Below are 13893 nucleotides of genomic sequence, written 5' to 3'. Positions count from 1 at the left end.
CTCACCACGCCACGGGGAGTTCGAGCATGCCCTGGACGGTGTCCCCGGGCTTGAACGGGATCCGGTCCGGCTCGGCCGCCAGCCGCAGGCCCGGGAGCCGTTCGAAGAGGGTGCCGAGCGCGATCTCCATCTCGGCGCGGGCCAGGTTCTGGCCCAGGCACTGGTGGATGCCGAAGCCGAAGGCCAGGTGGTGCCGGGTGGGCCGGTGCCAGTCCAGGGTGTCGGGCTCCGTGAAGACGGTCTCGTCGCGGTTGATCACGGAGGTGGAGAAGATCACCCCGTCGTCGGCGCGGACGGTCACCCCGCCGATCTCGATGTCCTCGGCCGCGACCCGGAGCATGCCGTCCGCGATCGACAGGAACCGCATCAGCTCCTCCACCGCGGCCGGCAGCAAGGACGGATCGTCGCACAGCTCGGCCAGCTGCTCGGGGTGGCTGAGCAGGGTGAACGTGCCCAGCGAGATCATGTTGGCCGTGGTCTCGTGCCCCGCGACGAGCAGGATCGCGGCCAGCGAGACCAGCTCCTCCACATCGGTCTCGCCGGTCTCCAGCCGCCGCACGATCAGTTCGTCCAGCAGCCCCTCGCCCGGGTGCTCCCGCTTGTGGCCGATGAGCTCGCGCAGATAGCCGTTGAGCTGCTCGCGGGCGTCCTCGACGTCGGCGAGTTCCGGGCCGCGCAGCAGCCGCCGGGACTGGCTCTCGAAGAACTCGTGGTCCGCGTACGGGACTCCGAGCAGGGCGCAGATCACCATCGAGGGCACCGGCAGGGCGAAGGCGCCGACCAGTTCCGCGCGGGGTCCGGCGGCGGTCATGGCATCGATCAGCCGGTCCACGGTCTCCTGGATCCGGGGGCGCAGGGCCGCGGTGCGTCCTAGGGAGAAACTCGGGATCAGCATCCGGCGCTGGGTGTTGTGGACGGGGTCGTCGACGCCGAGCAGGGCGGCGCGCCGGTTGCTCAGACCCTTGAACCGCTTGGTGGGGGCGGGGAAGGAGAGGTTCTGCCGGTCGGCGGAGAGCCGGCCGTCGGAGAGCAGGGCGCGCGCCTCGGCGTGGCCGGAGACCACCCACACGGAGCGGCCGTCGAAGAGGGTGACCCGGGAGAGCGGCCGGCCCGTCCGCAACGGCTCGTAGGCCGCAGGCGGGTGGTAGGGACAGGTCCGGTCCTGGGGGAAGGCAATGGTCTTCTCGGACATGCAGCACCTCGCACGCGATGGTTCCGTTTCGCCGGAATCCATTACATGCCTAAGGCACCTATCCGCTCCACGTGACTTTCGGCCAGATCGTGCGCTTCGCCCGGATGGCGCACGAAGCGCGATCAGAGGCGGGCGTCCAGGAACAGCCGGAGCTCCTCCGCCGTCATCGGCCCCGCGTGTGTCCCCACCGGCTCGCCGCCCGCGATCAGGACGGCCGTCGGGGCCCCCGTCACCTCGTACCGCTTGGTCTGTCCGGGGCAGCGGGTGATGTCCACGCGTACCGCCGTCAGCCGGGTTCCGTACTCCTGCGCCAGATCGGCCACGATGCGGTCCATCGCGCGGCTGGGTTCCAGGGCCTTGGGCCAGCTCCCGCAGAAGTAGGCGAGCACCGGCCCGTCCGTCATGCCGAGGATGAAGTCGAACTCCTGGTCCTCCAGAGGCTGGTGTACCCCACGTGCCATGAATGGCGCTCCGCTCCGTGTGCCGTGCGATCCGAACGGGTCCCATCATCCCTGCTGGGGGCCGTTGTCAGTGCCGTCTGTGAAGCTGACCGGTATGGACGACAGGATGCTCCGGCGCCGGGTCTACGGCGCCGACCACGACGACCCCGACCCGGGTCCGCTCCCGGGGCACGCCTACGGAGAGCTCGTGGGCGGCCCCCTCGACGGGCTGCTGCTCGACATCACGGGGTGGAGCGCCCCGCAGCTCGCCGAGGAGGCTCGGCTCCCCACGGAGATAGGGCGCTACGGTGCCGGCGGCCGGGCCCACTACCGCCGTCGCGCGGCCGATCCCGGTCACTGGGACTGGACGGGCGACAGCCGCTGACGCCGGGGTGCGGGGGGCGCCCGGCCCGGGCGGGCCGGTGGCCTCAGCCCGCCGCGTCGCGGCCGACCTTGCGGGCCCACAGCACCAGCGGGACCTGGAGCGGCAGCCTGCCCAGGGCCGCGGCCCGCAGGGCGGGGGAGCGGTGGCGGGCGTCGGCGGCCATCTTGACGTTCGCGGGGAACACGCCGACGAAGAAGGCCGCCGTCGCCAGCGCCGCGACCCGGCGGGTGCGCGGGTGGGCCACCCCCGCCGCGAGCGCGAGTTCCGCCGCGCCGCTCGCGTACGTCCACTGGCGCGGGCTGCCCGGCAGCGAGCGCGGCACGATCGCGTCGAACTGCTTGGGGGCGACGGCGTGCGCCACCGCCGCGCCCGCCAGCAGACCGGCGAGCAGGAGCGGTGAGGAAGGCGTGCGCGGCATCGGGGGATCCTCTCGGAGGGGCCTGGGCCCGGCGATCCTACTCGCCGGTAGTCGCGGGTGGCGCGGCGACCGGAATCCCCGTCGCCGCGCGCGTCCCGAAAATCTCCGAGGATTTTTCCGGGAAGCTGTCGATCCCGGCGTCTCCCGTTCGACGCAGGGGTGAGAGGCGAGGAAGGGCCCCGTCCTCCACCACCGAGGAGTCACCATGCCGCGCTTCCTTTCGATGATCCGCATCGACGAGCAGAACCTCACCCCGGACACCCCCTTCCCGGCCGACTTCAACGACCGCATGGGCGCCCTGATGGAGGAGATCACCAAGGCCGGGGTCATGCTCGACACCGCCGGCCTGCTCCCCACCTCCGAAGGGACCCGGGTCACCTGGTCCGGCGGGAAGCTCAGCTACACCGACGGACCCTTCACCGAGACCAAGGAGGTCGTCGGCGGGTACGCCCTCATGCAGTGCAAGGACAAGGACGAGGCGCTGGAGTGGACCAAGCGCTTCCTGGAGATCCACCCCGAGAACTGGACGGTGGGCGCCGAGCTCCGTCAGCTCGACGGAAGCTGACGGCCGGCGGCGCCGCTCCGTACGTTCGGCGCCGCACCCCTGCCTCCCGTGCCGTTTGCCCTGCCTCGTCACGGCTGCTCTGATGGGTAGCCGTGACGGCAGTGAGTACGACCCGAGCGGTCGAAGCGGTGTTCAGGATCGAGTCCGCGCGGATCATCGCGGGCGTCGCCCGGATCGTCCGCGACGTCGGCATCGCCGAGGAGATCGCCCAGGACGCGCTGGTCGCGGCCCTCGAACAGTGGCCGGCCTCCGGGGTGCCCGACAAGCCGGGGGCCTGGCTGACGGCCACCGCGAAACACCGGGCCATCGACCTCGTCCGCCGCAAGGAGACCTACGCGCGCAAACTCGCCGAGGTGGGCCGCACCCTGGAGGACGCACCCCCGCCGGAGGACGAGGCCGCGCTCGCGGACCCCGAGTCCATCGACGACGACCTGCTGCGGCTGATCTTCACCGCCTGCCATCCGGTCCTCGCCACCGAGGCCCGGATCGCCCTGACCCTGCGGCTGCTGGGCGGCCTGACCACCCAGGAGATCGCCCGCGCCTTCCTCTGCCCCGAACCGACCGTCGCCCAGCGGATCGTCCGGGCGAAGCGGGCGCTCGCGAAGGCTGCGGTGCCCTTCGAGGTCCCGTACGGAGCCGACCGCGAAGAGCGCCTCGCCTCCGTGCTGGAGGTCATCTACCTCGTCTTCAACGAGGGCTACTCCGCCACCACCGGTGACGACCTCGTCCGCCCCGCCCTGTGCGAGGACGCCCTGCGCCTCGCCCGGGTCCTGGCCGGCCTGATGCCCAAGGAGCCCGAGGTGCACGGGCTGGCGGCGCTGCTGGAGTTCCAGGCCTCGCGCATCGCCACCCGCACCGGCCCGGACGGGGAGCCGGTGCTGCTCGCCGACCAGAACCGGTCCAAGTGGAACCGCCTGCTGATCCGGCGCGGCGTCGAAGCCCTGCACCGCGCGGGCACCGGCCCCTACTCCCTCCAGGCCGCCATCGCGGGCTGTCACGCCGATGCCGTCCGCTACGAGGACACCGACTGGCCCACGATCGCCGCCCTGTACGGACGGCTCGTCCTGCTGATCCCGTCACCCGTGATCGAGCTCAACCGGGCCGTGGCCGTGTCGATGGCCGAAGGACCGGCGGTGGCGCTCCCGCTGGTCGACGCCCTGACGGAGGAACCGGCCCTGCGGTCCTACCATCTGCTGCCGAGCGTACGGGGAGACCTGCTGGAGCGGCTCGGCCGCCCGGCGGAGGCCCGCGCCGAGTTCGAACGCGCCGCCTCCCTCACGCGCAACGCCCGGGAGCAGGCCCTGCTGCGCGCACGCGCGGCCCGCCTCTGAGGCGCACCGTCGGGCGGCGCGCCGGGAATCAGCCGCGGCGGGCGAACGCCGCCACGTCGAGCGGGGTCCGCGCGGGCCGGCGCGGCGGGGTCAGCGCGATGGGGCGGCGGAAGGATCCGTGGCGGGCGATCTCCCGGACCGTCTCGCGCAGGGCCTCCAGGAAGCCGTCCATGGTGCGGCGGGCCGCGGGGGTGTCCGAGTAGATCGAGTTCATGTGCAGCCCGTCCGCGTCCCGCTGGAACCAGGAGCAGGCGCCGTTGGCCTGGGCCGACCACACGTGGGAGGTGGGACGCCAGTCCTCGTGGCGCTCGGCGCCCGGGCACTTGCGCATGTCGATGTAGGAGAAGAAGTTCACCGGGTACGGCCAGGAGCGGGCGGCGAACTCGCGGGGTGCGAGCAGTTCCCAGGCCCGTACGAACGGCACGTCGAGATGGCCGATCATCTCGCCGAAGCCCGCCCGCACCGAAGCCATCACCTGCTCGAAGTCCCGCCCGGGCGAGGCGTCGAACTCGATGGGCATGGTGTTGACGAACCAGCCGACCGAGTTGCCCCATCCGGCCCGGCCGCGCTCGCTCACCGGCATGAACCCCCGGTACACCCCCGGTCCGCCCGCATCGCGCAGACAGACCGCGACGGCGGCGAGCACACCCATGAACGGCTTGCCGTCCACCGCCAGGCAGGCCTTCTCGAACACCTCTGCCTCGGCGGCGTCCAGCAGCGGGGAGGCCTCGTTCACGATCGAGTACATCCGGCCCGGCTCCACACCCAGTTCGAGCGGGAAGCGCGGGAAGAACTCACCGCCGCCGCTCGCCATGAACTCCTTCCAGTAGCCGAGCCGTTCGTCGTGCTCGTCGATGGAGAGGTACCGGCTGCGCTGCTCCTCGGCGAAGTCGAGATAGCTCGGCGCGGGCGCCGCGTCGGGCAACTCGCCGTGGCGCAGGGCCTCGTAGCCCCTCTGGACCTCCTGGACCACGATCGGCATCGACATGCCGTCGCAGACGATGTGGTCGAAGGCCAGGTAGACGGTCGCCGAGTCCGCGCGCAGGACGGCGCCCATCGTGAACAGCGGCCAGGACAGCGTGTCGATGCTCCGCTTGAACCGCTCCACCAGGAAACGGGTCAGTTCCTCCGTGCGGTCGAAGTCGGCGACCGGGACGGTGTCCAGGGCCAGTTCGGCGGCGGGGATCGGGGCGCACGACAACTCCCCGGCCAGGCGCCGGAACTCGCAGCGCAGCACCTCGTGGCGGCGTACGAACGCCAGCAGCGAGCCGGTCAGTGCGTCCTCGTCCAGCGGGCCCGCGACCTCGAAGGTGACGGCGATCCACGACGCGGTCGGGTCGTCGGCGGCGCGGCTCTCCTCGGCGACGGTGAAGTGCTTGTCCTGGTTGAAGGAGGCCCTCCTGTCCGCCGCGCCGTCCGCACCGTCCGGGCCGGGGGACTGTGCCCCGGCCGTGGACCGCAACCGCCACTCGACGACCCGGCCGGGTGCCATGTGGTGCATCTCCAGAGGAAACTGCCGCATTCCGTCATCCCTTCGCCCCCCGAGTCAACCCCGAGCGGCTAACGACACCCGGGCCACGGAAGTGACGCGCGCAGATCTGGCAGACTCGGCCCGTGCCCACCGATCCGGTCGTCTGCGAGGTCCCCGACGGCCTCGGACTCATAGAGGTCACCGGCAACGACGGAGCCAGCCTGCTCCTCGTCGGGGGCCGGCCCGCCCAGCTGGAGGGCAGCGACTGCTGCGGCAGCATCGGCTGGCTGGCCGCGCGGGCCACCGGACGGGACGCGCCCACCCCCGCGGAGGCCAAGGCGCTCACCGCATGGCTCGCCGCCCCGGAACTCGCAGCCGACCCGCTCACCGGGAACGCCACGCCGCCGGACCCGGAACGGCTGCGGCCCCTGCTCTGCCTCCTCGCCCCCGGCCGGTACACGATGACCGCAGCCACGGCCCCGGACCCGCTGCGCGTGGTCCACCCGCGCTCCGGGCAGCTCGAGAGCTGGTACGCCGACGAGGAGCTGGCCCTGCTCACCACCGACCACTGGCCCCCGCCCGACAGGGACGCCGTACGGGCGTACGTGCGGCGGATCCGGGCCGGCGCACGGGGCACTGGGCCCCGCACACGACTCCATCGCGGCCTACCTGCTGGACGGCCATCACAAGCTGGAGGCCTACCGCCAGGCCGGGATCCGGCCCCTGATCATCAGGCTGACCCCGGTCGACCCCGCGCCCTTCCGGCTCCAGGACTGCGAACCCGTCGGCGAGGTCTTTCCCGGAGAGCCGCTGATCCGGATGTTCCGCTACATCCGCGAGGGGATGGCCTGACCGGGACTCCGGCGGGGCCGGCAGCGGCTTCCGGGGCGTGTCACGCGTCGTCGGGACGCAGCTCGATGTGGTCCGCTGCCAGGTCCACCGCCACCCGGTGCTCCATGCCCAGGGCCTCCAGGAACTTCTGCGGGAGCTGCACCCGACCCGTGCGGTCGAGCATCACGTACTCGCGCTCGCTCACCGACTCGGCGCCGTGCTCGTCGGTGACCGTCCGGCGCAGCACCTCGCTGCTGGTGCGGCCGTCGCGCATCGCCACCGTGCGCCGGACCTCGCCCGCGACGAGCGGGTCGTGGGTCACGATGACCACGGTCGCGCCCAGCTCCCGGTTGACGGTGCGGAAGGCCTCGAAGATCGCCCCGCCCGTCTCCGAGTCCAGCTCACCGGTCGGCTCGTCGGCGAGCAGCACCGCCGGATCGTTGGCCATCGCCACCGCGATGGCCACCCGCTGCTGCTGGCCGCCGGACAGCTCGGCGGGGCGGCGGTTCGCCAGCTCGCCGATCTCCAGCGCTTCGAGGAGCTCACCGGTCCGGACCGCGTGGCGCTTCGCGGCGGCCCGCCGCCCGCCCTTCAACTGCATCGGCAGGGCGATGTTCTGTGCCGTCGTCAGGAAGGGCAGCAGGTTGCGGGCCGTCTGCTGCCAGACGAAGCCGACGGCCTCGCGCCGGTAGCGCAGCCGGTCGCGCGCCGACATCTCCAACAGGTCGTAGCCGCCGACGCTGGCGGTGCCGGCCGTGGGGACATCCAGCCCCGCGAGGATGTTCAGGAGCGTGGACTTCCCGCTGCCCGACGCGCCGACCAGGGCCATCAGATCGCCCTGCGCCACGGTCAGTTCCAGTCCCTGCAGGGCCTGTACCTCGACCCCGTCCGTACTGAAGATCCGTACGAGGCGGTCGCAGGCGATGGCCGTGTCCGCGCCGTGCCGGCGGGGCTCGGCGGCGGCCAGGGCCTGCCGCTGCAGCTCCTCGTAGGTGGGCTGATCGCTGTTCACCGCTGGTCTCCCGCTCTCAACTCGGTCGTGATCTGTCGCCTGCCGGAGATCGCCGCCTCCGCGAGCACGGCCCCCGCGACGAGGGCGGCCAGGCCCGCTGCCTGGATCAGTACGGGCGTGACGAGCACCCGCAGCCCGGTCGTCACCCGGGTGCCGACCAGCGTGGACAGGTCCAGGGCCGGTCCCAGCAGCGCGACGGCGCCCGCCGCGAGCAGTGCGCCGCCGAGGGCGGCGGCCAGGGCCAGGGGCACCGATTCCACCAGGATCAGCAGGATCCCCTGCCGGGGCCGCAGGCCCATCGTGCGCAGCCGTGCGAGCAGCGCAGCGCGGTCGGGGGCGGCCCGGACCAGGGTCAGCAGGACCGCCAGCAGGGCGAAGCCCGCCGCTCCGGCCAGGGAGGCCCAGAACAGCCGTTCCGCGGAGCGCTGGAGCGGGTCGGAGCCCAGTTCGGCGGCCTCGGCGGAGCTGGTGCGGATGCGGTAGCGCCCCTCGCCGGCCCCCGGGTCCGCGGCCTGGACGGCCTGCTCCAGCCGGTGCCGGTCGACCTCGCCGAGCGCGAGCCAGCTGTTGGGCAGGCCCATCTGCGGTACGGCCGCCAGCACTTGGGCGGCGGGCAGCACCACCGTGGTGGACTTCGCGCCCGGCCTGGCGGGGGTCCCGTCGACCACGCCGGCGACCGCGAGCTTCAGCTCGCCGCCGTTCTCGAGCCGCAGCCGGTAGCCGGAGGTGTCGCCGTCGGCGAGGTCCCGGCTGATCAGTGCGGGCACCGTCGAGCCCGAGGTGCCGGCGGCGCCGGTCGCCAGGAGCGCCGGATCGAACCGGCCGCTGCCGGTCGCCGCGGCCAGCTTCGCGTACTCCACCGGGTCGGCGATGACCACGGAGATCTGCGTGCTGCCCGCCTTGGTGCCGTAGAGGAACACGTTGTCGTCGCTCCACACCTGCACGGAGGACCGTACGCCGGGCAGCGCGGCGGCCGCCTTCGTCAGGTCCTGCGGCAGCGTGCCGCCGGGCGCCGTGACCTGTGCGTCGCCGCCGACGACCGTACGCGCCGACGCGAAGCGTGCGTCGCTCACCGCGGTCAGCACCGTGGCACCGAAGCCCCCGGTGGTGACCGCCAGCAGCATCGCGATCAGCGGCAGTACGGACGGCCGCGCACGGCCCCCGGTGCCGCGCGCGGCCCGCGCCAGCCCGAGGAACCCGATCAGCCCCGGTCCCCGCCCGGCCGCCCGGGCCAGCGCCCCGACCAGGGCGGGCTGGAGCCGGGCCAGCAGCAGGCCGCCGCACAGCGCCAGCAGCAGCGGGGCCGCGATCAGCAGCGGGTCCACCCCGGCGCCCGCCGGGGCGACCCCGCGCGAGCGGACCTCGAACACCGCGGCCGTGGTGGCCGCGAGCGCGAGCAGCTCCGCGACCAGCCGCCGCCGGGGACCCGGCCGGCGCTTCGGCGACAGCAGCACGAAGGCCCGTACGGGGACGGCCAGCAGGGCCAGAAGCGTGGCGGCCGCGGCGGCCGCCAGGGTGCCCGCGCTGCGGGGGGTCGGCAGCAGGTACACGGCGAGGGCCACCGCGAGGGCGGCGGCGGGCAGGACGGTGACGGCGTTCTCCGCGAGCAGCCGGCGCACGATGCCCGCGCGGGAACCGCCGCGGGCCAGCAGCAGCCGCAGCTCGGCCTCCCGCCGGTCCCCGGTGAGTCCCGCGGCCAGGCAGAACACGACGAACGCGACCCCGGCCACCCCGGCCGGACCCATCAAGGCGAGCGGCGCGGCGGCCTGCCGCCGGGCCTCGGCCAGGGTGAACTGCTCGGGGAGGCGGGAGGTGAACCGCAGGTCCTCGCGCTGGGTCTCCCGGGCCAGGCGTGCCGCCGTCGGGCCGGTCACGTAGGAGGCCACGGCCTTGGCCGTGGTGGGGAGCTGGTCGGCCCGCAGCGTCCCGGTGTCGACCGGGATCCGCCAGAAGTCCTTGCTGTCCCCGTCCCCCCATGCGGGGAGCAGGCCGAGCGACTCCGGGGCGACGAGGGCGTCGGTGGCCCAGAACGCCTGCGGCGGATGGGTCGGGGTCAGCGTCAGGCAGCCGCGGAGGAGGCAGGTCAGGTCGGTCCAGTACTTCTCGGTCTCGTCGTTCGCGGCGTAGAGACCGACCACCTCCGCCTTCATGGTGTTCAGTGCCTGGTCGGTGGTGGTCTCCAGCACCATGCCGACCCGGATCCCGATGCTCTTCGCCGCGCTCTGCGACAGCGCGACGGGTACGGGACTGCCGGGCGCGGGGGCCGGCGCGCCGGGCCAGCTTCCCTCCACCAGGCGGACGTGCTCGGCGGCCGTGCGCAGGTGGTAGAGCCCCAGTCGGGGCGGGATTCCGTCGGGGGCGGCCAGGCCGGGGTTGGCCAGCGACCGGGGACCCGCGAAGGTGCCGTGGACGGGCCCGGCGGGGTCGACGGCGAAGCCCGGGGCGGTACGGGAGACCAGGGTCGCCAGTGTCTCGTCCAGGTTCTGCGCGCTCTGCTCGCCGTAGCGGGGGCGCGCGCTGACGTACAGGCTGGTCTGCGCCGGCCCGCGCGACTCCAGGAAGGAGCGCAGCGCCTGGTCGGTGCCCCGGTCCATGGCACGGGGCAGGGCGGCGGAGAGCAGGACGGCGACGAAGGCCAGGGCCGCGCCGAGCAGGGAGCTCAGCGGGGTCGCGCGCAGCCGGGTCCGCACCCAGGGTGCGGGCGGGGGCACGGCCCGGCGGGCGGAATCCCGGGGTGGCTGCGCGCCGGCCCCGCCCTGGGTGCGCCGGTCGGCGTCGGTAGCGGCCGGCCCGGTCATATGTCCTCCACGTGCCGCAGCCGGTCGGCCGGCTTCGAGCGGTTCTTGCGCCGCCCGCCGAAGACCGCCGACAGCAGCGGTACGGCGGCGATGGCGGCGGCGAGCAGCAGGGTGCGCACCGCGGGCAGGTCCACCAGCACCCCGGGCTCCGGCCGGCCTGCGGCCGGGGTCAGCACGGTCAGCGGCACGACCAGGTGCACGATGACCACGCCCAGACCCACCCCGACCGCGGTGCCGAGCCCGACCAGCAGGCAGTTCTCGGCGGTGGCCGTCCGGGCCAGGTCGCGGCGCCGGGCACCCAGCGCCGTCAGCACCGAGAACTCCCGGGCCCGCTCCCGGGCGGCGGCCGCGGCGGAGGCGGCGAAGCCGATCGCCGCGAGCACCGCGCAGGCCGCCGCGAGCGCGGCCAGCGCCCCCTGCGGTCCCGCGCTGAGCGGGTCGTCCAGCAGGGTCGCGGCCACCTCCTCGCGCAGCCGCACCTGCTGGGAGCCCGCGCCGGAGCGCAGTTCCGCGGCGGCGCGGGCCGGGGCCGGATCGTCGGCGGAGGCGGCCGGCAGCCACCATTCGCCGGGCGTCGGCAGCTCCCGGCCGCCCGCCGCGAGCAGGCGCGCCGCGGTGTCCAGGTCGACGGCGATCGCGGTGTCGCCGGCCACGGGCAGGGAGCCGACCGCGGCGGTGACCCGGACCGGGAGGGTGACGTCGTCCAGCTTGACCGGCACCAGGTCGCCCACGGCCCCGCCGATCGCGGACAGGTACGCCCGGGTGGCGATCCCCGGGATCTCGGCGGCCGGAGCGGGCCCCGGCGTCAGACTGGCCTGGACGCCGCCGCGTTCGCCGGAACCGTCCCGGTAGCGCAGCCTGACCGGGGCCGGGCCGCCCGCCGCGGGATCGGAGCCCGGGAGCAGTTCCGCGGCCGGGGAACCGTCGTTGAGCTTCGGACCCGACACCTTCCAGTCGGACGCGGGCAGTGCGACCGGCACGGCCGCGCCGTCCCGGGTCTGGGCGACCGAGAGGTTCCGTACGGTCAGCTCGTCGAAGATCTTGATCTGGGCGGGCTCGCCGGAGCCGGAGCCCGGATCGGCTCCCGGATCGACCCCGGGAACCCCGGGGAGCGGGCCTTCGCGGTCGTACGTGAGCACGAGCCCGGCCAGGCTGAGCGGGGTGGCGGCCGACCCGATGGGGGCGCCGAGCATCGAGCCGGTGTGCACGGACACGATGGCGTCCCCCTTCTCCGGGAGCTGCATCATCGCGGCCCGGTAGGTGATGCCGAACCGGTCGCGCAGCAGCAGCCCGAGACCGGGGCGGCCGCCGGCGCCGGTGGGGCGCACCGAGACCGAGACGTCGATGCGCTGGGGCTGTCCGGGCAGGGGGATGCCGGTGGCCGCAGAGGCGGGGGAGGCGGGGGCCAGCGGGGCGAACAGCTCGCGCATGCTGCGCCCGTCGCGGAGGTCGGCCCGCAGCGAGAGCCGGTCGGCGGCGGCCGCCGCGTCGAGCGCCATCAGCTGGCCGGGGCGCCCGCCGGGCAGCTCCTGGCGGGAGCGCAGCACCGGCAGGACGCGGTCCCCGCCGGGCAGCGCCGCGTACCGGCCGCCCCGGCCCAGCGCGGGCAGGTCGCTGTTGGAGATCAGCAGGCCCCCGGCGGTCGTGAAATCGGCCTGGTCACGCTGGGACTCGGACCACGCGGTGTGCTGACCCAGCGCCAGCACCCCGCTGGAGACGGCGAGCACGAGCAGCAGTACCGGACCCGTGGCCCGGCCCGGCCGGCGGGCCAGCTGCCAGCCGACGAGCGCCGGACCCAGACCCCGGCCCCGGGCGGCGACCCGCGCGCCGAGCCGCGCCGCGAAGGGCAGCAGCCGCAGCACCAGCAGGGTGCCCGCGCACAGCGCCAGCGTCGGGGCGGCGACCAGCACCGGGTCCACACCGAACAGCCCGTCGGAGCGTGCGGCCGGGCCGGAGCCGCCGGCGCCGTAGCGCGACAGCTGCTCGTAGGCCAGTACGGCCAGGGCCACCAGCGCCAGGTCCGCGCCGGAGCGGGCCGCGCCGGCGACCAGCGCCTGGCGGCGGCCGGTCCGGTGCAGGGCGGCCGCGGCGGCGCCCCGCAGGACGACCGGGAGGGTGGTCAGCGCGACGCACCCGAGGGCGCAGCCCGCGGCGACGGGCCAGAGCAGCCAGCTCCGGGTGACCGCGAACGGGACGTGCGCCAACGAGCCGTAGCCGCCGAGCAGGCGCAGCAGCGGAGGGGTCAGCAGCGGAGCGAGCAGGGCGGCGGGCAGCGCCAGCAGCAGCGACTGGGCCGCGGTGAGGACACCGAGGCGGCCGCGGGAGGCGCCGCGCGCGGCGAGCAGGGCCCGCTCGCCCTCCTGGCGCTCCGTCAGCAGGTGGGAGACGAGCAGCAGCGCAGCCCCGGCCAGCACGGCCAGTTGCAGGGCGCCGACCAGCAGGGTGGAGCGGGCGACGGTCAGGCCCGACCGCAACTCCCCGAGGAGCGCCGGGAGCTCGGTCGACGGGGCGAGACCGGAGCCGGCCTGGAGCGCCTTGACGGCTCCGGCGGCCCGGCCGCGGACGGCTTCGGCCCCGGCCGCGTCCACGGTGGAGAAGTCGGCGGTGAGCAGCACGGCGCGGCTGTCCTGGACCAGGCCGCCCGCGGTGAAGGCGGAGTCGTCCACCAGCAGGGGCCCGTAGGTGGTGAATCCGGCGACCTGGAGCCCGCGCGCACCGAGCGGATCGAGCCGCCAGTACGGGGAGTCCGGATCGGCCGCCCGGTAGACGCCGGTCACCAGCACGGTCAGCGGGGAGCCGCCGTAGCGGTCGTCCAGCCGCACCTGCGCGGGCAGGGCCCCCTCGGCCAGCCCCAGCCGGTCCAGCGCCGTCTTCGGCACGGCCACGGGAACCGGGCCGCTCCGGTCGGAGACCGGTCCCGCGACGGGCTCCGGCCAAGTGCCCGCGAGGAGCCGTACCCGGTCCTTGGCGAAGGCGGCCAGCAGGGTCAGATCGGAGTCCTTGCCGGGGGTGCGCGGGCCGGGCAGCCCGTACGAACGGCTGCGCGCCACGCTCTCGGCACCGGCCGGGAGGGGGCCGAACAGCTCGCGCGCGAAGCCCCGTACGGCCTCGTCGTCCTTGGCGCGGGCGGCCGTCGGGTGGGAACCGGTGACCAGGACGGTGCCGCGTGCGAGCCCGGGACCCTGGAGGGCCTGGCGCAGTCCGGCGTCGCCCACTCCGCGGGTGAAGGCGAAGAGCGCGGTGAGCACGGTCGTGGTGATCAAAACGGTGAGCAGTACGGCGGCTGCGAGCGGCAATCGCCCGCGCAGCCGGCGCACGACGAAGCCGAGCATGTGCCTGTTCCTCCCCCGCACCGGACTGGTAGCCCCGGATACCGGACGATGCTGCCAGATTCGAACAGATAGCGGAAGGGACTTGCGTGAGTGGTGCAACGGATGAACAAATCGTGCG

General features: G+C 74.5%; 10 protein-coding genes. 3 read left to right on the top strand and 7 right to left on the bottom strand.

The window, feature by feature from the left end; translation table 11 throughout:
- Nucleotide 1: 1 nt before the first annotated feature.
- On the bottom strand, nt 2-1192 hold the full coding sequence (locus tag ACZ60J_RS03980) for a cytochrome P450 (RefSeq protein WP_469678810.1): 1191 nt from the start codon (nt 1190-1192) through the stop codon (nt 2-4).
- Nucleotides 1193-1314: 122 nt separating this feature from the next.
- Nucleotides 1315-1653 (bottom strand): thioredoxin family protein, encoded by a 339-nt coding sequence (locus tag ACZ60J_RS03975; RefSeq protein ID WP_469678809.1) that lies wholly within the window; start codon nt 1651-1653, stop codon nt 1315-1317.
- 94 nt (nt 1654-1747) lie between these two features.
- Here ACZ60J_RS03975 and ACZ60J_RS03970 point away from each other — a divergent pair, with 94 nt between their 5' ends.
- Nucleotides 1748-2017, top strand: coding sequence for a hypothetical protein (locus ACZ60J_RS03970; protein ID WP_469678808.1), 270 nt, complete (start codon nt 1748-1750; stop codon nt 2015-2017).
- A 43-nt stretch (nt 2018-2060) separates the two neighbouring features.
- On the opposite strand, the gene ACZ60J_RS03965 is transcribed toward ACZ60J_RS03970, so the two are convergent.
- The gene (locus tag ACZ60J_RS03965) at nt 2061-2435 is read right to left on the bottom strand and encodes a DoxX family protein (RefSeq protein WP_469678807.1); all 375 of its coding nucleotides are present in this window, start codon (nt 2433-2435) and stop codon (nt 2061-2063) included.
- 205 nt (nt 2436-2640) lie between these two features.
- Here ACZ60J_RS03965 and ACZ60J_RS03960 point away from each other — a divergent pair, with 205 nt between their 5' ends.
- A complete protein-coding gene (locus ACZ60J_RS03960) occupies nt 2641-3000 on the top strand; it encodes a YciI family protein (RefSeq protein WP_327251158.1) in 360 nt (119 codons plus the stop codon).
- A gap of 101 nt (nt 3001-3101) precedes the next feature.
- Nucleotides 3102-4331, top strand: a complete 1230-nt coding sequence (locus ACZ60J_RS03955; RefSeq protein WP_469678806.1) for an RNA polymerase sigma factor — start codon at nt 3102-3104, stop codon at nt 4329-4331.
- A 28-nt stretch (nt 4332-4359) separates the two neighbouring features.
- On the opposite strand, the gene ACZ60J_RS03950 is transcribed toward ACZ60J_RS03955, so the two are convergent.
- From ACZ60J_RS03950 to ACZ60J_RS03935, 4 genes are all read right to left on the bottom strand, one after another.
- A complete protein-coding gene (locus ACZ60J_RS03950; protein ID WP_469678805.1) occupies nt 4360-5853 on the bottom strand; it encodes a condensation domain-containing protein in 1494 nt (497 codons plus the stop codon).
- 841 nt (nt 5854-6694) lie between these two features.
- Nucleotides 6695-7645 (bottom strand): ABC transporter ATP-binding protein, encoded by a 951-nt coding sequence (locus tag ACZ60J_RS03945; RefSeq protein ID WP_469678804.1) that lies wholly within the window; start codon nt 7643-7645, stop codon nt 6695-6697.
- The gene (locus ACZ60J_RS03940; protein ID WP_469678803.1) at nt 7642-10443 is read right to left on the bottom strand and encodes a hypothetical protein; all 2802 of its coding nucleotides are present in this window, start codon (nt 10441-10443) and stop codon (nt 7642-7644) included. The genes ACZ60J_RS03945 and ACZ60J_RS03940 overlap by 4 nt, the downstream gene beginning before the upstream one ends.
- On the bottom strand, nt 10440-13775 hold the full coding sequence (locus ACZ60J_RS03935; protein ID WP_469678802.1) for an FtsX-like permease family protein: 3336 nt from the start codon (nt 13773-13775) through the stop codon (nt 10440-10442). Before ACZ60J_RS03935 ends, ACZ60J_RS03940 begins: the two co-directional genes overlap by 4 nt.
- Between the last annotated feature and the right edge of the window lie 118 nt (nt 13776-13893).

The organism is Streptomyces sp. NPDC104226, assembly GCF_055584085.1.
This window is presented reverse-complemented; position numbering and strand designations above follow the sequence as displayed.

Bases quoted from the DNA above. Each gene is read 5' to 3' on its own strand.
- ACZ60J_RS03980 (WP_469678810.1), bottom strand. From the start codon at position 1,192: ATGTCCGAGAAGACCATTGCCTTCCCCCAGGACCGGACCTGTCCCTAC.
- ACZ60J_RS03975 (WP_469678809.1), bottom strand. From the start codon at position 1,653: ATGGCACGTGGGGTACACCAGCCTCTGGAGGACCAGGAGTTCGACTTC.
- ACZ60J_RS03970 (WP_469678808.1), top strand. From the start codon at position 1,748: ATGGACGACAGGATGCTCCGGCGCCGGGTCTACGGCGCCGACCACGAC.
- ACZ60J_RS03965 (WP_469678807.1), bottom strand. From the start codon at position 2,435: ATGCCGCGCACGCCTTCCTCACCGCTCCTGCTCGCCGGTCTGCTGGCG.
- ACZ60J_RS03960 (WP_327251158.1), top strand. From the start codon at position 2,641: ATGCCGCGCTTCCTTTCGATGATCCGCATCGACGAGCAGAACCTCACC.
- ACZ60J_RS03950 (WP_469678805.1), bottom strand. From the start codon at position 5,853: ATGCGGCAGTTTCCTCTGGAGATGCACCACATGGCACCCGGCCGGGTC.
- ACZ60J_RS03940 (WP_469678803.1), bottom strand. From the start codon at position 10,443: ATGACCGGGCCGGCCGCTACCGACGCCGACCGGCGCACCCAGGGCGGG.
- ACZ60J_RS03935 (WP_469678802.1), bottom strand. From the start codon at position 13,775: ATGCTCGGCTTCGTCGTGCGCCGGCTGCGCGGGCGATTGCCGCTCGCA.